Origin of the sequence: Parasphingomonas puruogangriensis, from assembly GCF_036663635.1 — a bacterium.
Lineage (GTDB): Bacteria > Pseudomonadota > Alphaproteobacteria > Sphingomonadales > Sphingomonadaceae > Sphingomonas.
Map to the genome: position 1 here is coordinate 899,490 of NZ_JAXOJI010000001.1, position 18,890 is coordinate 918,379.

Here is an 18,890-nt window from a genome sequence, read left to right on the forward strand (position 1 = left end):
GCCATTCCATGGCACCTTGGGCCATGCTCAATCGTCGCACGCTGCTCGCCCAGGCCGGTATTGCCGGTCTCGCCACCACCCTCCCCGCCATCGCCCAAGGCGCCAAAGCCGCCCCCGGCGACGCCGGCGCGAGCAAGACGCTCGCCGGCATCGCCGAAGAACTGCTGGCCGACTTCCCCGAAGGCGCGACCCAGCTCGGCATCGATGTCGGCGCGCGCGCCGCGTTGAAGGCAAAGCTCACCGATCACAGCCTCACCGCCGATCGCGCCCGCCGCGACCGCATCGACATCCGTCGCACCCAGCTCCAGAAGATCGATCGCGCCACGCTCACGCCGCAGATCGCGCTCGACGTGGATGTCACGCAGGCCGCCTACGATCTCGCGCATGACGGCTGCGTGGCGCTGCCGCACGGCGACGTCGCCATCCTCAACCAGAACGCATCCTATCGCAGCACGCCCTATATCGTCAGCCAGGGCACCGGCGCGTTCGCCGAAATCCCCGACATGCTGGAGAGCAAGCACAAAGTCGCCACCCGCGCCGACGCCGACGCCTATCTCGCTCGGCTCGAATCCTATGCGGCACAGCTCGATGCCGAAACCGCGCGGATCACGGCGGACGCCGCCGCCGGATTCATCCTGCCGCGTTTCCTGATCGACATCACCGCCGCCCAGCTCGCCACCGCCGCCGCGCAGCCGGTCGCCGACTGGAACCTCGTCACCACCTTTGCCGCCAAGACCAGCAAAGCCGGCCTGCCCGGCGCTTGGTCCGACCGAGCCACCAGAATCGCCACTGGCACGATCGCCCCCGCGCTCGCCCGCCAGGCCGCCGCATTCGAGGCACTGAAACCCAAGGCAGGCAACACGCCCGGCATGTGGCAATTGCCCGGCGCCGAGCGCAGCTATGCCTGGCTGGTCGAGGCCGGCACCACCACCAAACGCACCCCGGAAGACATCCACCAGTCCGGCCTGGAGCAGGTCGCGGCGCTCACCGCCGAGATGGACGTGCTGCTCAAGGCCCAGGGCCTGGCCAAGGGCACGGTCGGCCAGCGCCTGATCGAACTCGGCAAGCGCCCGGACCTGCTTTACGCCAATACGGACAAAGGCCGCGCCGAGCTGCTCGCCTATCTCAACACCGTCGTCGCGGACATCCGCCCGCGCATGGCCCAAGCGTTCCACAAGCTCGTGCCCGGCCGGCTCGACGTCAAGCGCGTGCCGCCCTCGATTGAAAACGGCATGCCCAACGGCTACGCCTCGGCCGGCTCGATCGACGGCAAGACGCCGGGCGCTTATTACATCAACCTCAAGGATACCGGCATCTGGCCGCGCTTTGCGCTGCCCACTTTGACCTTCCACGAAGGCATCCCCGGCCATGTCTGGCAGGGCGAATATACCTATGATCTGCCGCTGATCCGCACGCTGCTGGCGTTCAACGCCTATAGCGAAGGCTGGGGCCTGTATGGCGAGCAGATCGGTGACGAGGTCGGCTTCTACGAGCGCGATCCGATCGGCCGCATCGGCTATCTCCAATCGATGAACTTCCGCGCCAGCCGCCTCGTCGCCGACACCGGCCTGCACCACAAGCGCTGGACCATGGCGCAAGCGACGCGCTGGTTCGGCGAAGCGACTGGCTACACGCCGTCGCAATGCCAGAGCGAGCTCAACCGCTATTGCGCCTGGCCGGGTCAAGCGCTCGGCTACAAGACTGGCCATAATGAAATTAACCGCCTGCGCACCAAGGCCCGCGCCGAACTGGGCCCGCGGTTCGACGGCAAGGCGTTCAACGACCTCGTCGTCAGCACCGGCGGCGTGCCGCTTAGCGTGCTGGGCCGAATCGTCGACGCGTGGATCGGGCGGTGGAAGCCGTATTGAGCAAGGCAGTAAACGAAGGGTAGCCATAGCCGCCCGCTGGCGCTACCGATGTTACAATGTCTCATATACCATCGCCAGCGGGTTCGAATCCCGCTAACGCGCCCAGCGCCCGCTTCTTTTCCGGGCTCGGCATCTCCCATGGCATGCGGGTGCTGGATGTCGGGTGCGGGAATGGAGACCTGAGCCGCCTGATCGCCGGCCTTGCGGGCCCAACGGGCGAAATTGTCGCGATCGACTCCAGCGAGCCGGCACTGGCGCTGGGCCGCGCCGTCGAGGCGGATGCGCATGCTGCATCCATTCGATACTGTCAGGCAGACCTGGCTGGCGAACTACCTGACCTGGGCCGGTTCGACGCGATCGTCGGCCGCCGGGTGCTGATGTATCTTCCTGATGCAGCGGCAACGCTTGCTCGGCTTGCCGTCCTGGCCAAGCCCGGCGCGATCATCGCCTTTCAGGAACATGCGCGGGCCGCATTGCCCTACGGGCTCGGCGAACTCGCCGTGCATCGCCGCCTATATGACTGGATGTGGGATACGGTCGCAGCGGAGGGCGGGGACGTCTCACTGGCGCTCCGTTTGGTCGAATTGCTCCCAACAGCGGGGTTCTCGATCGCGGACACGCGCAGCGAAGCGATCCTGTTCCAGCCCGGCGCGCCGTCATTCTTGCCGACGCTTGCCCGAGCCATGCTGCCACGCCTGATCGAGCGCGGCGTAGCCAGCGCCGAAGACGTTGGGCTCGACACGCTCGCGCAGCGCATCGAGGAAGAGCGCCGCTCCATCGGCGGTTCGATCATGTGGGATTTGGCGTTTCTCGTTTGGGGACGGCGGGCTGTTGTGTAAGGCTAGCGCCCGAACGGCCGCGGGCAGCACTCGCCGATCGGGTCGACGCGTTTAGTTCTTCCCGACTGCACTTTCGTTAAGGCGCGGACGGCCCGGCCGCCGCGCTTCGCGAATGGCGACGCCCGTCACCACCGCCCCGGCCAGCACGATCGCGGCGATCGACAGCAGCCCCGCCGGCGAGATTGCCACCCGTACCTCGACCTCGACATTCCGGTTCCAGGAAACGATTGCGTCCGACATGATGCCTCCTGGTAGCGACCTGCAAATAGCGAACTTGCCGCCACCGAAAGCTGCTGGCAAGTCAGCCCGATCGCCTCGGCCGACGTATCACAAACTGCTGTCCTACAACGCGCCGCCATGACATGATCGTATCGTTCTTTGAGACGGTCGATTCGATACAATTACGCGCGACCGCAGCGATGTCGCGACCCGCCGATCTACCGCCGCGAACTATGCTTCTTGGCCTAACCTTAGCCTAACCTTCCGCGCCGCAGTATTGCCGTGCGCTCACACCGCGGTCTTGCCATATTCCTGCTTGGTCACCGGATGGCTCGACGATAGGCCGCCATCCACCGCGATCGCCTGGCCGTTGACATAGCTCGCATCGTCCGACGCCAGGAACGCGGCGACCTTGGCCAGTTCCTCAGGCTGCGCCCCCCGGCGCAGCGGATTGAGCCGCCCGACCCGGTCCAGCTTGTCGGCGCTGCGGGCATAATCGAAGGTCGGCTTGGTCATGCCCGTCTCGGTCAGCCCCGGGCAGATCGCGTTGACGCGCACGTTCGATCCCGACAGCTGCTGTGCCGAGACCATCGCCAGGTTGATCACCCCCGCCTTAGACGCGGAGTAAGCCGGCGAGCCTGCGCCTGAGCGGATTCCTGCTACGCTTGCGGTCAGCACGATCGCCCCGCCGCCGCGCTCGGCAATCCTGGGCGCGGCATGTTTGATCGCCAGATACGGCCCGATCAGATTGACCCGCAGCACCTCGGTGATCAGCGCCACATCGGTATCGAAGATATTGGCCATGCCGCCCGAGATACCGGCATTGGCGAACATCACGTCGAGCCCGCCATAATATTCGGTAGCGACGGTGACCACACGGATCACGTCCTCCTCGTTCCCCGCATCGATGATGATGCCGTGGGCCGTCCCGCCGGCCGCGACGATCATGGCCGCGGTTTCCTCCGCCGCCGCAGTGATATCGGCGCAGACCACCGACCCGCCCTCGCTGGCAAATAGGCGCGCCGCCGCTCGCCCGATGCCCGAACCAGCGCCGGTCACGATGATCGATTTACCGCTGAACCGCATTCCTACCTCCATCACCACCGACCGTCATCCCGGCAAAAGCTGGGATCTCAAGCGGCAAACGTTGTTCGCCAGCCGCACGAAGCCCCAGCTTCCGCTGGGGCGACGGCATGGGCCTAAATCGTCACCCCGCCATCGATCACGATCGACTGCCCGGTCATGAACGCGCTGGCTGGCGAAGCGAGGAACACCACCGCCCCGGCAATCTCTTCGGGCACGCCGATCCGCCGCAGCGGTACCGATTTGTTCGCCGCCTCGATCCGTGCCGGATCCTCCCACAGCGCCTTGGCGAAATCGGTCTTGATCAGCCCCGGCGCGATACAATTGATGCGCACATTGTCCGGGCCGAATTCGTGCGCCAGGTTGCGCGCCAACTGCATGTCCGCCGCCTTCGAGATGCAATAGGCGCCGATCACGTCCGAGCCGCGAAGGCCGCCGATCGACGACACGATGACGATCGAGCCGCTCTTCCGCTCGCGCATTTCCGGCGCGACCATCGCGATCAGCCAGTGGTTCGAGACGATGTTGTTGTCGAGGATCTTGCGAAACTGCTCATCGGTAATCCCCGCCTGCGGCCCGTAATAGGGGTTGGATGCCGCGTTGCAGACCAGGATGTCAATCTGCCCGAACGCTGCGCGGGTTTCGTCGACCAAATGCTGCAGACCAGCCTTGTCGGAGATATTCGCCGCCACCGCGATCGCCGTCCCCGCGCCGAACCGCGCGTTGAGCTCCCCCGCGACCGCGTCGCACGCATCCTGTTTACGGCTCGATATCACCACCTTGGCGCCGTGCTCGGCCAGCTCGACCGCGCTCGCCTTGCCGATGCCCTTGGTCGAACCCGTGACGATCGCCACTTTGCCGCTCAGATCGAATAACGACATATCTTCTCCTGTTCTAAACTCCCCTCCCGCTTGCGGGAGGGGTTGGGGGAGGGCCTGTCGCCAAACGCGGCGCTGCAGTTCTGGACACGCCCTCCCCTAACCCCTCCCGTAGGCGGGAGGGGAATGATCAAGCCCCCGCCTTCACCGCAAAGTCCCACGCCGCATCCGCCAACCGATACACGCCGGCCGCCGATTTTTCCGCCTGCGCGCTCGACGCGGTGCCCTCGACGATGCGTTTCTTGATCCCCTGCACGATCCCGGTCAGCCGAAACAGATTGTAGGAGAAGTACCAGTTTAGATCCGGCACCCCCTCGCGCCCGGTCGCCGCGCAATAGCGCGCGACCATATCGTCGATCGTCGGGATGCCGGTCTCCGGCCCGGTCCGGCCCTTCACGCCCGAACGACCTTCCGGCTCGGTCACCCAGCTCATCAAGAAATAGGAGAAATCGGCCAGCGGATCGCCCAGCGTCGATAATTCCCAGTCGAGCAACGCGATCACGCTCGGTTCGGTCTTATCGAAGATCATATTGTCGATGCGGTAATCGCCATGCACCACCGCGGTCCGCGTCTGCTCGGGCACGGTTCGCCCGAGATAATCGATCAACCGCTCGACCGATTCCATATGCTCGGTCTCGGACGCCCGATATTGCTTGGTCCAGCGCGCGACCTGGCGTTCGAAATAATTGCCCGGCCGTCCATAGTCGCCCAGGCCTGCCGCTTGCACGTCGGTATTGTGCAGCGCCGCCAGCGTATCGCACATCGCATTGTAGATGCCGGTCCGCTCTACCGGCGCATAGTCCGGCAGCGTCCCGTCCCACAAATTGCGCCCATCGGCGAAGCCCATGACGTAGAAATCGGTCCCCACCACGTCCGGATCGGTGCACAACCCATATGGCCGCGCGACCGGGAAACCGGTCGGGTACAGGCCCTCGATCACGCGATATTCGCGGTCCACCGCATGCGCCGAGGGCAACAGATTGCCGAACGGCTTGCGCCGCAACACATAGTCGCCGGACGGCGAACTGATCTTGAATGTCGGGTTGGATTGCCCGCCGGAGAATTTGGAATAACGCAGCGGCCCCGCAAACCCCGCGACGTGCGCGTCCATCCACGCGGTCAGCTTGGCCTCGTCGAGCCGGTCCTTTTCCGGCACGTCCATCGTCTGCGGCGATTCATCCATCAGGCGAACTCGATCACCGAGCGCACCGTATCGCCGGTGCGCAATTTGCCCATCGCCTCATTGACATCCTCAAGCTTGATCCGCTCCGCCACCATCGTGTCGAGATCGAGTTTGCCGTCGAGATACAGTTGCACGAGCCGCGGCATGTCGATCGGGAAGCGGGTCGAGCCCAGCAGCGACCCCTGCAGTTTCTTGCCCGTCAGGAACGTCGGTCCCGGTATCTTCACGTCACCGCCCGGCGCGATCATGCCGAGGATCGTCGCCGTGCCGCCGCGCCGGAGGATGTTCCAGGCCAGTTCCGCTGTATTCGGGCGTCCGACCGCTTCAATCGCATAATGCACGCCGCCACCGGTCAGCTCGATGACCTTTTTGGTCAACTCAGGATCCATCGCGTCGAAGCCATGCGTCGCGCCCAGTTTCTCCGCTAGGGCGAGCTTATCCGCGACAGGATCAATGGCGATGATCTGCCCCGCGCCGGCGATCTTGGCGGCGTTGATCGCCGCCAGCCCGATCCCGCCGCAGCCAATCACCGCCACCGTCTCGCCTGGGCGCAACTGACTGTCGTTGAACACCGCCCCCGCGCCCGTAATTACCGCGCAGCCGAGCAACGCCGCCCGGTCCATCGGCATCTCCTTGGAGATCGCCACGCAGGCATTTTCATGCACCAGCATCATTTCGGCATAGGCCGAGAGATTGAGGAACGGCGCCAGTGGTGTACCGTCGTTAAGGCTCAGCCGCGGCGGCGCGCCCTTGGCCCGGCGCGTCGAGGCATCGACGCACAGGCTCGGTCGCCCGGACACGCAGAACTCGCAAGCGCCGCAGAACACGGTGAAGAAAGTGATGACGTGATCGCCGACCTTTAGATGCGCGACGTCCGAGCCAACCGCCTCGACGATCCCCGCCGCTTCATGGCCGGGGACCGTTGGCATCGGGTGGGGGAACGCACCGTCGATAAAATGCAGGTCGCTGCGGCACACGCCGACCGCCATCGTGCGGATCAGCACTTCGCGGGGCCCCGGATCGGACACGGTGATGTCCTCGATCACCAGATCGGTCTTGGGGGCGTAGAGTACAGCTGCTTTCATTCTTAACCTCGTCATCCCAGCGAAAGCTGGGAGCTCAAGCCGCAAGCGCGCGCTTCGTTACCGGAAGGCCCCAGCTTTCGCTTGGGCGACGGCGTGATCCGCTTACCGCCGCACTGCGTCCTTTGCCGCCACCGCATCGGGCAGATCCGCATATTTGCCGAACTCATGCCGTGCGATGGCCCGGTTGTGCACCTCGTCCGGGCCATCGGCGAACCGCAATGTCCGCATGCTCGCCCAATCGTGCGCGAGATGGAAATCGCCCGACACACCGCCGCCGCCATGCGCCTGCACCGCATCGTCGAGGATCTTGAGCGCCATGTTCGGCGCCTGCACCTTGATCATGGCGATTTCCTGCTGCGCGCTCTTATTGCCGGCGCGGTCCATCATGTCCGCCGCCTTGAGACACAGCAATCGCGTCATCTCGATATCGATCCGCGCCCGCGCAATACGCTCCTCCCACACCGATTGGTCGGCGATGCGCTTACCGAACGCGACGCGCGTCAGCAGGCGCTTGGCCATTGCCTCGATGCCGGTTTCGGCCACGCCGATGGTGCGCATGCAGTGATGGATCCGCCCTGGCCCAAGCCGGCCCTGTGCGATTTCGAACCCACGTCCCTCGCCCAGCAACAGATTTTCTACCGGCACGCGCACGTCTTTCAGCACCACCTCGCCATGCCCGTGCGGGGCATGGTCATAGCCATAGACCGACAGCATGCGCTTGATCGTCACGCCCGGCGCATCCATCGGCACCAGAATCTGGCTCTGCTGGCTGTGCCGCGCGCCGTCCGGATTGGTCTTACCCATCACGATGGCAACGGCACAGCGCGGATCGCCCACACCCGACGACCACCATTTGGTGCCGTTGATCACATAATGGTCGCCATCGCGCACCATGCTGGTCTCGATATTGGTCGCGTCCGACGAGGCCACTGCCGGTTCGGTCATCAGAAAGGCCGAACGAATCTCGCCCTGCATCAGCGGCTTCAGCCAGCGCTCCTTCTGCTCGCGCGTACCGTAACGGTGAAACACTTCCATATTGCCGGTGTCGGGCGCCGAGCAGTTGAACACTTCCGACGCCCATCCGACCTTGCCCATCTCCTCCGCGCACAGCGCATATTCGAGGTTGCTGAGCTGCGTGCCTTCGAACTCGAACGTGTCGTCGACATGGTTCTGGCCGGAATGCGGCGGCATGAAGAAGTTCCAAAGGCCAGCCTCCTTGGCCTTCTGCTTCATGTCCTCGATCACCTGGATCACTTTCCAGCGCTCACCGGTGTGCGATTGCTCGTGATACACGTCCTGGCGCGGGCGAATGTTCTGGCCGATAAAGTCGCGTACCCGATCGCGGAAATACGTCTCCCGCTCGCTCAGCGTGAAATCCATGCTCGCTCTCCTAACCCGTGGCCACTGACCGTTGCCACGTTGGTTAGACCGTACCGCGTTTTCGGTAAAGCCGTCAGGCGACATAATTTGGCCCCTGCTGGCGCACGGCAAAAAAGACTGTTTCTTCTAAAGGAAGTTGGTAGACATGGCCGATGACGGCCGACCCCACGCTCATCGACGAAGAAAGCGGCACCAAGCGATTCCGCGCCAAGCGCGACGCGATCCTCGCCGCCGCCGCTCAAGCGATCAACGAACAAAGCGCCAAGGGCATGACGTTCGCCGATGTCGCGCGGCGTGTCGGACTGAATACCACCAGCGTAACCTATTATTTCAAGCGCAAGGAAGACCTTGCCTCAGCCTGTTTCGAGAACACGCTGGAGCGCCTTCAGGCGATGCTTGACGAAGCGTTGGAAGAGGCGACCCCGCAAGCGCGCGTCGCCAAATATCTCTCCATCACCATGGGCCGCCTGGCGGCGATCCAGCGCGGCACGCAGACGCCGTTTGCCGTATTGTCCGATCTGCGCGCGATGGAAGAGCCCGCGCGCGGCCAATTGATGACCGCGTGGCGCGAGGTGTTCCGCAAGACCCGTACCTTGTGGGGCCCGGCCAAGACCCGCGCCGAAACCGACTTGCGCGGGGCGCGCGCGCACGTCCTGCTCGAAAACACCTTCTGGCTGCCGGTGTGGCTGACACGCTACGATCCCGATCAGTTCGCCCGGGTCGAGGCGCGGCTGATGGACGTGTTCGAACACGGCATTGCCGCGCCTGGCCAGCGTTGGGCTCCCGATCTGGTCGATCTTGATCATGGAAGTTCCGAGCCAGGCCGCGCCGCCTTCCTGCTCGCCGCCACGCGGCTGATCAACGAACTCGGCTATCGCGGCGCCTCGGTGCAAAAGATCGCCTCGGAACTCAACGTCACCAAGGGTAGCTTCTACCATCATCTCGATGCCAAGGACGATCTGGTCATCGCCTGCTACAAACGCAGCTTCGACACGATCGCCGATGCGCAGCATTTGGCCGACGAAGCCGGCGGCAGCCATTGGCAGCGGCTGACGAGCACGATCGCCACATTGCTCGACGTGCAATTTTCCGAACGCGGCCCGCTGCTGCGCACCACCGCTTTGTCGGGCCTCCCGTCGGGTGTACGCGCGGAAATGCTCGAACGCTCGAACCGCATTGCCAGGCGCTACGCCGGCACGATGAGCGACGGCATCGCCGAAGGCTCGATCCGCCCGGTCGATGCCTTGGTCGCTGCGCAGGCGTTGATGGCGCTGCAGAACGCGGCGTTCGACATGCGCAAATGGGCCGCAACGATGCCCCGCGACAAGGCCGTGGCCTTCTACGCGTCGACGCTGGCGTTCGGCCTGTTCGACGATCGGGTGCTGAGCCTCTAACGCGCCTGCTAACGACATTCCTACGAGCATCTGGAGCTATATCATGACCGGCATGGGCCAATTCGACTGGGCCGACCCCTTCCTGCTTGACGACCAGCTGGAGGAAGACGAGCGCATGATCCGCGACACCGCGCGCGCTTACGCGCAGGAGAAGCTCGCGCCGCGCATCATCGATGCGTTTCAGAACGAAGTCACCGATGTGGCGATCTTCCGCGAGATGGGCGAACTCGGCCTGCTTGGCCCTACCGTACCCGAACAATATGGCGGCGTCGGCGCCTCCTATGTCGCGTATGGACTGGTCGCGCGCGAGGTCGAACGGATCGATAGCGGCTACCGCTCGATGATGAGCGTGCAGTCGAGCCTCGTCATGTACCCGATCTACGCCTACGGCTCCGAAGCGCAGAAGATGAAATATCTGCCCAAACTCGCCAGCGGAGAATATATCGGTTGCTTCGGTCTGACCGAGCCCGATGCCGGCTCCGATCCCGGTGGCATGACCACGCGCGCCACGAAGGTGGATGGCGGCTATCTCATTTCGGGTGCCAAGACCTGGATCAGCAACAGCCCGATCGCCGACGTGTTCGTCGTCTGGGCCAAGTCTGACGCGCATGGCGGCGGCATCCGCGGCTTCATCCTCGATAAGGGCATGAAGGGCCTCGAAACGCCCAAGATCGAAGGCAAGCTCTCCTTGCGGGCATCGATCACCGGCATGATCATGATGGACGAGGTCGAGGTCAGCGAGGACGCTTTGCTCCCCGACGTGCAGGGTCTCAAAGGACCGTTCGGCTGCCTCAACCGCGCGCGCTACGGCATTAGCTGGGGCGCGCTCGGCGCGGCGGAATTCTGCATGCATGCGGCGCGGCAATACGGGCTCGATCGCCACCAGTTCGGCAAGCCGCTCGCCGCCAACCAGCTCTACCAGAAGAAGCTCGCCGATATGCAGACCGAGATTGCGCTCGGGCTGCAGGCGTCGCTCCGCGTCGGTCGCCTGATGGACGAAGGCCGCTTCGCCCCGGAAATGGTCTCGATCGTGAAGCGCAACAATGTTGGCAAGGCGCTCGATATCGCGCGCATGAGCCGCGACATGCATGGCGGCAACGGTATCAGCGGCGAATATCAGATCATGCGTCACATGATGAACCTTGAGACGGTCAACACCTATGAAGGCGCGCACGACGTTCACGCGCTGATCCTCGGCCGCGCGATTACGGGGATTGCGGCGTTCTGATGCACGCGAGCGCCCCGCCCCCCACCGTCACCCCGGGCCTGCCCCGGGGCCCCGCTTGTTCTTTGTCGCGACCGCACGAAGAAGCGGGATCCCCGCTTTCGCGGGGATGACGATGGATGGGCAGTTGAAACCCCTCGCTGGCATCAAAGTCCTCGAACTCGCCCGCATCCTCGCCGGCCCTTGGTGCGGCCAATTGCTCGCCGATCTCGGTGCCGAGGTGATCAAGATCGAACGTCCGCACGCCGGCGACGACACCCGCCACTGGGGTCCGCCATTTATCACCGGCCCCGACGGCAACGATCTCGATGCGGCTTATTACCACTCGACCAACCGCGGCAAGACTAGCCGCGCGGTCGATATCACGACGACGCAAGGCCAGGCCGAGATCCGCTCGCTCGCCGCCGGGTCCGATGTGGTCATTGAGAATTATAAGGTCGGCGGCTTGGTCAAATACGGCCTCGACCACGCGTCGCTGGCGGCGCTCAACCCCCGCCTGATCACTTGCTCGATCACCGGGTTCGGCCAGACCGGCCCTTATGCCGCGCGCGCCGGCTACGACTTCATCATCCAGGGCATGGGCGGCATCATGTCGCTGACCGGCGAGCCCGATGGTCCGCCGCAGAAAGCCGGCATCGCCTATGCCGATATCTTCACCGGCGTCTATTCCGCCGTCGCGATCCTTGCTGCGCTGCGCACCCGCGACCGCGACGGGACCGGCGCGCATATCGACATGGCGTTGCTCGACACGCAGGTAGCGGTGCTGGCCAATCAGGCGTTGAACTGGATGGCGTCGGGGAAGGTGCCGCATAGAATGGGTAACGGCCATGCCAATCTCGCGCCTTATCAAGCATTTGCCGCCTCGGATGGTGACTTGATCATTGCCGTTGGGAATGACAGCCAATTCGCCAAGCTCTGCGCTATCCTCAGGCTGCCGCTGGCCGACGATGCGCGCTTCGCCACCAACCCGGCCCGCGTCCGCCATCGCCTCGAAATGATCCCGCTGCTCACCGCCGCCATCGCCACCTGGGGCAAGGCCGATCTGGCCTGGGCGCTGGACGAAGCGGGCGTTCCGGCCGGCCCGATCAACCGCGTCGACGAAGTGTTCGCCGACGCACAGGTCGTCGCCCGCGGCATGGCCATCACGCGCGACGGTATCCCCGGCGTTGCCTCTCCCATCGTGATCGACGGCATCCGTATGGTTTCCGATACTGCCAGCCCGCCCCGCCCCTAGGAGAGCCCGCATGCCCACTGCCCCGCTCCACGGCATCCGCATCGTCGAGATTGCCGGCATCGGCCCCGGACCGTTTTGCGGCATGATGCTGGCCGATCACGGCGCCGAGGTGATCCGCATCGAGCGCCCCGGCGACCCACTCAACCCCAAAGACCCGTTACTCCGCTCGCGCCGTACGATCGCGCTCGATCTCAAGAACCCGGCGGCGATCGACGCGGTCAAGCGCATCGTGGCCACCGCCGATGGCCTGATCGAAGGCTTCCGCCCCGGCGTGATGGAGCGGCTCGGCCTTGGCCCGGACGTCCTGCTCGCGGCCAACCCCAAGCTCGTCTACGGCCGCATGACCGGCTGGGGGCAGACCGGCCCGATGGCGCCGCAGCCCGGCCACGACATCAATTACATCGCGCAGTCGGGCGCGCTGCACGCCTTCGGCCCGGCCGGCGGCAAGCCACAATTTCCGATCAACCTGGTCGGCGATTTCGGCGGCGGCGGCATGATGCTGGCGTTCGGCATGCTCGCTGCGATCCTCCACGCGCAACGAACAGGCGAAGGCCAGGTGGTCGATTGCGCGATGACCGAGGGCTCGTCGGTGCTGATGAGCATGATCTGGGGGTTCCGCGCGATGGGCCGCTGGAGCGATGCGCGCGGCGCCAATTTGCTCGATGGCGGCGCGCATTTCTACGATAGCTATGAGACAGCCGACGGAAAATATGTCTCGATCGGCGCGATCGAGCCGCAATTCTACGCTGCGCTGCGCCGTGTCCTGGCGCTCGATGGTGACGAATGGGCCGCGCAGTTCGATCCGCGGCAATGGCCAGCGTTAAAGGCCCGCCTGACCGATCAGTTCAAGACGAGGACGCGCGACGCGTGGTGCGCCGCCTTCGCCGGCCATGAAGTCTGCTTCGCCCCCATTCTCTCGTTCGACGAAGCCGTCGCGGATCCGCACAATGTTGCTCGCGGCGCCTTTGTCGACGCGGGTGGCGTCACCCAGCCCGCCCCCGCCCCGCGTTACTCGGCCAGCCCGACGGTCGCCCCTACCATGGCCGCCGGAGCCGACCCGCACCTGCTCGCCGAACTCGGCTTCAGCGATGCGGAAATCGCCGCTTTGCGCTGATCGCGCAGTCGTGCGATAACCATACCGATAGTTCAGAACATGGAGAGCATCATGGCCACCGCAGTCCTCCGCAACAGCCAGATGAGCGAGGCCGAATGGGCCGCACGCCAGGAACTGGCCGCCTGCTACCGCGTGTTCGACATGCTCGGCTGGTCGGAGATGATCTACAACCACATCACGGTAAAGCTCGATGAGGAAGGCGCCTTCCTGATCAACCCGTTCGGGCTGCATTTCAGCGAGGTCACCGCGTCGAGCCTGGTCAAGATCGACATCGACGGCAACAAGCTCGACGACAGCCCCTATCCGGTCAACCGCGCCGGCTTCGTCCAGCACGCGCTGTTCCACCGCCACCTGCCCGACGCGCATTGCATCATGCACACGCACACCACGGCGGGCATGGCGGTCAGTTCGGTCGAAGGCGGGCTGCAGCCGAGCAATTTCTACGCCTGCAATTTCGCCGGGCAAATCGCCTATCATGACTTCGAGGGCGTCACCGTGCGCGATGAGGAAGGCGAACGCCTGCTGTCGCATCTCGGCCAGAAGCGAGTCATGCTGCTGAAGAATCACGGCATCTTGGTGATGGGCAAGACCTTGCCTGAGGCGTTCATCAAGCATTGGAGTCTGCAGCGCGCCTGCGAGATCCAGATCGCCACGATGAGCATGGGCAAGCCGTTGCTGGTCGATGAAGCCGTCGTCGCCGTGCACCAGCGTGATCTGCACATGGCGCAAGTCCCCGGCGGCGCCGGCGCGGCCGACTTTGCCGCCATGGTCCGCAAGGTCGACAAGATCGACACGAGCTGGCGCAACTAAGACGGGGGCATGCCTCGTGGTTCAGCGAGAGGCGTTCTGAGCGCGTCTCAGGATGGCAGCGAGACCTTGTCCTGACAGGCGTTTCGCTCCGGCGAGGCCAGCCATGCCTCGGCTTCCGCCAGCGTCTCAACGACCTGCAAGGTGTCGCTGGCCAGCACGCGGCGGATCTGCAGCCGGAGCAATGCGCTCTCCGATACGATGACGATGCGGCGCGCCTTGACGGGCGATTCGACGATAACGCGGTGAAACGCGGCCAGCACGTCCTGCCCCTGCGCCATACCGCCGGCGGTCTCGATCAGCAGGTCGTACGTGCCGTGCCGCGCTTGCGCTGCGCGCGCCACTTCCTGTTCTTCGCGCCAGAAACAGGCAACTTCGGCGTGGTCGAAAAAGCCCGACAAATGGATGTGCACGACCGCACTGACCGGATCGGCGGCGACGGCAAACATCAGCCGGACGCCGACGTCGCGCCGGCATCGTCCTGGCATTCGATCGCCACCAGCCAGCGCTCGGCCGACACCTCGTCTTCGAAGAATCGGCACGTGTCTCGCGCGATCAGCCGGCGGATCTGCATCTTGGCGGGCGACGCGCCGGTGACGAACGCCATGCGCGCCGACATCAAGCTGCGATCGGTTAGCAACCCGCGAAACGCTTCGACCACTTCCTGTGGCTGGATCTTGCACGCCGAGACGTCGCACAGCGTCACGTGACGGCCTTTGGCCGAGGCCAGGGTCTCATAGGCGCGTCGTTGCGCTGCGGCGAATTCCTGGACATCCTCAAGCGCAAAGAAACCGCCGAGCTTGATCCGCACGAAGGCCGCAAGACGATCCACCGAGATCGAATATTTGTCCGTCACTTTCCCTGCGGTCGTCACGCCAGCGTGGGCGGTGATCGCCCGGATCACGGCGGTTTCGTCCACCATCGTTACACCTCTGTGCGACACGACCGATTGTCCTCTCGCTGCACCGGATCGATAAAGGCGCCCGGATTTCTGTCCCCTCGGCTTAGGCATGTGCGGCTAAGAAGATATTAATGCGGGATTTTGAGGGAGCACAAAGCGGGGTCCGACAAACCGGTGACTTCGCCCATCGACCCGCGCTACACAGGCGCGCATGACCCGCTTCACCGTCAACAATAACCCGGTCGAATACCGCATGGATCCGCAGACCCCGTTGCTCTGGGCATTGCGCGACGCGTCCAACCTCACCGGTGCTAAATATGGCTGCGGCAACGGCCAGTGCGGCGCGTGCACGGTCGATATCGATGGCGAGGCGGTGATGGCTTGTCGGACGGTGATCGGCGCGATCGAAGGCAGCTTCGTAACCACCATCGAAGGGCTGTCGCGCGAGCGCGATCATCCGGTACAGCTTGCTTTCATTGCCGAAAATGTGCCGCAATGCGGCTTTTGCATCCCCGGCATGATCATGGCCGCGGCCGTGCTACTGAAGAAGAATCGCAGTCCATCCGAAGACGATATCCGCGCCGGCATCACCAATTTGTGCCGCTGCGGCGTCTATCCGCGCGTGATCGACGCCGTGCTCGCCGCGGCCCGCGTGCAGCGCGGCGATGGCGAGGTGGCGGTGGGCGCGCCGCCGGGCACGTCGCCGGCGGACGCGGCGCGACGCGTTCCGGCGCTGACCCCGCCGGGTCGCTAGCCGCGCCCTTCCTTTCGCATTGCTGACACGCCAATTCAGAAACGGCTCATCGGCAAAGGCTTATACCCTGTCTATCGACCGGGCGATCGTCGCCGGCGTTTTCGAGGAAACGTGCATGCGTACTTCCATACTCGCGGCCCTGATGGCCGCCACCGCGCTGATCCCCGCTGCCGCGCAGGCGCAGCGCGGCGAGCGCGACGGCAATGCCGGCTGGCAACAACGTGGCGAGCGCCCGCAAGGCCAAGCGCGCCAGCCGCGCCAACAGAATGAGGCCCGCGAGCGTGTCCGGCCGCAGGCGCAGCCGGCGGTGCAGGCCCCGGCGCAACAGCGCCCGCAAGCGCAGCCACAGGTGCGCCCGCAGCGACCCGACGGCAATACTGGCGGCCAGCGCGTCGACAGGGGCGATCGCGGCCCGCGCGGCTCGATCGGCGATCGTGGCGGCCGTGGCGGCTATCAGCCCGCCCCCCGCCCGCAGGCGCCGATCGCCCAGCCCAACCGCCAGCCGACTCGCGATGCTGGCTATCGTGGCAACCGCCCCGGTGGTGACCCGCGCGTCAATCGTAATGATGACAACCGTGGCAGCCAGTGGCGCGGCAACGACAATCGGGGCGCTCAATGGCGCGGCAACGACAACCGTGGCGGCCAGTGGCGCGGGAACGACAATCGCGGCGGCCAGTGGCGCGGCAATGACGGCCGCGGCAACGATCGGGGCAATTGGAACCGCAATTGGCGGCAGGACAGCCGCTACAACTGGAACCAGCGCCGCCAGTATAACCGCAATATCTATCACCTGCCGCGTTACTATGCGCCCAATGGCTGGAATTCCGGTTATCGCCGCTTCGGCATCGGCTTCACGCTGAGCTCGATCCTGTTCAATCAGAATTACTGGATCGACGACGCCGAATATTACGGCCTGCCAGAGGCCTATGGCGAGTATCGTTGGGTGCGATATTACAACGATGCGCTGCTCGTCGATACCTATTCTGGCGAAGTGGTCGACACGGTGTACGACATCTTCTGGTAAGCGACGTTCGCGTCATTTGAGGCCCGCCGGCATGCCGGCGGGCCTTGTTTTTTGCCGCCGGCGCGGCAATCTCCGCCGTGTGACCATTGCCCCCCGCCCCGCCGGCGCCGCCTCGCCCGTGCGCAAACTCGCTGGCGACAGCGTCGCCCGCCGCCTCGCCGACACCCCCGCGATCAAGCGCGCGAATGTCGCTGCCGCCGACATCTATCGCTATCCCGACTTCCTCAACGCGCAGCAATGCGCCGCGCTGATCCGCCTGATCGACGCCGACCGCCGCCCCTCGACCTTGCTCAGCGAAAATCCCGACACGCAGTTCCGCACCAGCGAGAGCTGCGACATGGATCGCTGGTCGCCCGACGTACGCCCGACCGACGAGGCGATCGCCGCGCTGCTTGGCATAGACCCCGGCCATGGCGAGACGATGCAGGGCCAGCGCTACGCCCCGGGCCAGCAATTCCGCGCGCACCACGATTATTTCCACGAAACCGCGCCCTATTACGAGCAGGTCGTCCAGGCCGGGGGACAGCGTACCTGGACCGCGATGATCTATCTCAACGAGGTCGAGGAAGGCGGCGCGACCTGGTTTCCACAAGCGGGCTTGCGCGTCGCGCCGAAGCGCGGCCTGCTGCTCGCCTGGAACAACATGAATGCCGATGGCAGCCCGAACCTGGCCACGTTGCACGAAGGCATGCCGGTGGTGCGCGGCACCAAATATATCGTCACCAAGTGGTTTCGCGAGGGCCGCTGGCTACGCGGCTAGGCCAGGGTGAGATGGTATTGAACCATCGCACATCGTCACCCCGGGCTTGACCCCGGGCCCAGCTTCTCCTTCTCACGCCCGAAAGAAAGAAGTTGAGCCCCTGCGAGTTCACAAACGAAGTGCAACACCTGACACAGGTGCTGCCATGCCGACCTATCACCAGCTATCGCTCGAGGAACGATGTTCGATTGCCCGGCTTCATGAAGCCGGGCAATCGAAGCGGCAGATCGCTGCAGCTCTGGATCGCCAGCCGTCGACAATCTCGCGCGAGCTGAAGCGCAACAGCGGCGCGCAGGTCGGCTATCGGCCCGGCTATGCGCAGGCGCAGACCCAGGCGCGGCGCTGGAACGGCACCCGGCTCGATCGCGACGATACCTTGCGCGAAGCCATTCTCGACCGGCTTGCCGCAGGCTGGTCGCCCGAGCAGGTCTGCGGGCGCCTGGCTTATGAGGCCGGCCATCGCATCGTCAGCCACGAGACGATCTATCGCTTCGTCTACGCCCAGCTCAAACGCACCAACGACCGCCGCTGGCGCCACTATCTGCCGCGCGCCAATACAAGCGCGGCCGGCGCACCAAAGGCGGATGGCCCCGGCACACCGACCGCCGCTCGATACACGATCGCCCCGCCGACATCGCTAGCCGCCAGCAGCCCGGCCACTGGGAAGCCGATGCCATGCTCTTCTCGACCCCCGGCCAGGCCATCCTCGTCGCCCATGAGCGACACTCCCGCGTCATCATCGCCGTGCCGCAGCCGAGCCTCAAGGCCGATCCCGTCGCCGCCACGCTCGTCGATATGCTGCAGCCGCTGCCGCCGGACCTGCGGCGCTCGATCACCTTCGACAACGGCCCGGAATTTACCCGTCACCCGCACGTCGAACGCCAGCTCGGCGCCCACGCCTACTTCTGCGACCCGCGCGCGCCGTGGCAAAAGGGCGGCGTCGAGAATGCCATCGGCCGCTTGCGACGCGACCTCCCCCGCAAAACCAATCTTGCCGCCTTGTCAGCGGACGCGATCGACGGCATCCTCGCCGCGCACAACAACACGCCCCGAAAATGCCTCGGCTACCTCACCCCAGCCGAAATCTTCAAACCGTTGCACTTCGAATGTGAATCCACACCCGGCTCAAGGCCGGGGTGACG

General features: G+C 64.9%; 18 protein-coding genes and 1 pseudogene. 11 read left to right on the plus strand and 8 right to left on the minus strand.

Going from position 1 to position 18,890, the window contains the following annotated elements:
• The first annotated feature begins 8 nt into the window (after window positions 1-8).
• Window positions 9-1,868 (plus strand): DUF885 domain-containing protein, encoded by a 1,860-nt coding sequence (locus U1739_RS04500; RefSeq protein ID WP_332704396.1) that lies wholly within the window; start codon window positions 9-11, stop codon window positions 1,866-1,868.
• Window positions 1,869-1,924: 56 nt separating this feature from the next.
• A complete protein-coding gene (locus tag U1739_RS04505; RefSeq protein ID WP_332704398.1) occupies window positions 1,925-2,707 on the plus strand; it encodes a methyltransferase domain-containing protein in 783 nt (260 codons plus the stop codon).
• A gap of 51 nt (window positions 2,708-2,758) precedes the next feature.
• Here U1739_RS04505 and U1739_RS04510 read toward each other — a convergent pair whose 3' ends face one another.
• The 6 genes from U1739_RS04510 to U1739_RS04535 all read right to left on the minus strand — a co-directional run bounded on the left by U1739_RS04510 (window position 2,759) and on the right by U1739_RS04535 (window position 8,535).
• Window positions 2,759-2,947, minus strand: coding sequence for a hypothetical protein (locus tag U1739_RS04510; protein ID WP_332704400.1), 189 nt, complete (start codon window positions 2,945-2,947; stop codon window positions 2,759-2,761).
• A gap of 267 nt (window positions 2,948-3,214) precedes the next feature.
• Complete coding sequence (locus U1739_RS04515) at window positions 3,215-4,012, minus strand: SDR family NAD(P)-dependent oxidoreductase (protein WP_332704402.1); 798 nt, start codon at window positions 4,010-4,012, stop codon at window positions 3,215-3,217.
• Between the two features lie 113 nt (window positions 4,013-4,125).
• Window positions 4,126-4,890 carry an SDR family NAD(P)-dependent oxidoreductase gene (locus U1739_RS04520; RefSeq protein WP_332704404.1) on the minus strand — a complete coding sequence of 255 codons (765 nt, stop codon included), beginning with the start codon at window positions 4,888-4,890 and terminating at the stop codon, window positions 4,126-4,128.
• Window positions 4,891-5,017: 127 nt separating this feature from the next.
• The gene (locus tag U1739_RS04525; protein WP_332704406.1) at window positions 5,018-6,070 is read right to left on the minus strand and encodes a phosphotransferase family protein; all 1,053 of its coding nucleotides are present in this window, start codon (window positions 6,068-6,070) and stop codon (window positions 5,018-5,020) included.
• The gene (locus tag U1739_RS04530; protein WP_332704408.1) at window positions 6,070-7,155 is read right to left on the minus strand and encodes a Zn-dependent alcohol dehydrogenase; all 1,086 of its coding nucleotides are present in this window, start codon (window positions 7,153-7,155) and stop codon (window positions 6,070-6,072) included. The genes U1739_RS04525 and U1739_RS04530 overlap by 1 nt, the downstream gene beginning before the upstream one ends.
• A gap of 102 nt (window positions 7,156-7,257) precedes the next feature.
• A complete protein-coding gene (locus U1739_RS04535) occupies window positions 7,258-8,535 on the minus strand; it encodes an acyl-CoA dehydrogenase family protein (protein ID WP_332704409.1) in 1,278 nt (425 codons plus the stop codon).
• 152 nt (window positions 8,536-8,687) lie between these two features.
• Between U1739_RS04535 and U1739_RS04540 the strand changes: the two genes are divergently transcribed.
• The 5 genes from U1739_RS04540 (at window position 8,688) to U1739_RS04560 (ending at window position 14,312) form a co-directional block, all read left to right on the plus strand.
• A complete protein-coding gene (locus U1739_RS04540; RefSeq protein WP_332704411.1) occupies window positions 8,688-9,929 on the plus strand; it encodes a TetR/AcrR family transcriptional regulator in 1,242 nt (413 codons plus the stop codon).
• 43 nt (window positions 9,930-9,972) lie between these two features.
• On the plus strand, window positions 9,973-11,157 hold the full coding sequence (locus U1739_RS04545) for an acyl-CoA dehydrogenase (RefSeq protein WP_332704413.1): 1,185 nt from the start codon (window positions 9,973-9,975) through the stop codon (window positions 11,155-11,157).
• Between the two features lie 112 nt (window positions 11,158-11,269).
• Complete coding sequence (locus tag U1739_RS04550; protein WP_332704415.1) at window positions 11,270-12,388, plus strand: CaiB/BaiF CoA transferase family protein; 1,119 nt, start codon at window positions 11,270-11,272, stop codon at window positions 12,386-12,388.
• A gap of 10 nt (window positions 12,389-12,398) precedes the next feature.
• A complete protein-coding gene (locus U1739_RS04555; protein WP_332704417.1) occupies window positions 12,399-13,502 on the plus strand; it encodes a CaiB/BaiF CoA transferase family protein in 1,104 nt (367 codons plus the stop codon).
• 51 nt (window positions 13,503-13,553) lie between these two features.
• Window positions 13,554-14,312, plus strand: coding sequence for a class II aldolase/adducin family protein (locus U1739_RS04560; protein ID WP_332704419.1), 759 nt, complete (start codon window positions 13,554-13,556; stop codon window positions 14,310-14,312).
• 47 nt (window positions 14,313-14,359) lie between these two features.
• On the opposite strand, the gene U1739_RS04565 is transcribed toward U1739_RS04560, so the two are convergent.
• A complete protein-coding gene (locus U1739_RS04565) occupies window positions 14,360-14,758 on the minus strand; it encodes a hypothetical protein (protein ID WP_332704421.1) in 399 nt (132 codons plus the stop codon).
• Window positions 14,758-15,231: a hypothetical protein gene (locus U1739_RS04570; protein ID WP_332704423.1), complete on the minus strand. Its 474-nt coding sequence runs from the start codon at window positions 15,229-15,231 to the stop codon at window positions 14,758-14,760. Before U1739_RS04570 ends, U1739_RS04565 begins: the two co-directional genes overlap by 1 nt.
• Window positions 15,232-15,421: 190 nt before the next feature.
• Between U1739_RS04570 and U1739_RS04575 the strand changes: the two genes are divergently transcribed.
• From U1739_RS04575 to U1739_RS21120, 4 genes and pseudogenes are all read left to right on the plus strand, one after another.
• Window positions 15,422-15,964 (plus strand): (2Fe-2S)-binding protein, encoded by a 543-nt coding sequence (locus tag U1739_RS04575; RefSeq protein WP_332704425.1) that lies wholly within the window; start codon window positions 15,422-15,424, stop codon window positions 15,962-15,964.
• Window positions 15,965-16,079: 115 nt separating this feature from the next.
• Entirely contained in the window at window positions 16,080-16,988 is a 909-nt protein-coding gene (locus tag U1739_RS04580; protein ID WP_332704427.1) for an RcnB family protein, read from the plus strand.
• Window positions 16,989-17,067: 79 nt separating this feature from the next.
• Complete coding sequence (locus U1739_RS04585) at window positions 17,068-17,748, plus strand: prolyl hydroxylase family protein (protein WP_443025488.1); 681 nt, start codon at window positions 17,068-17,070, stop codon at window positions 17,746-17,748.
• 145 nt (window positions 17,749-17,893) lie between these two features.
• Window positions 17,894-18,888 (plus strand): annotated as a pseudogene (locus U1739_RS21120) (IS30 family transposase).
• Window positions 18,889-18,890 lie beyond the last annotated feature (2 nt).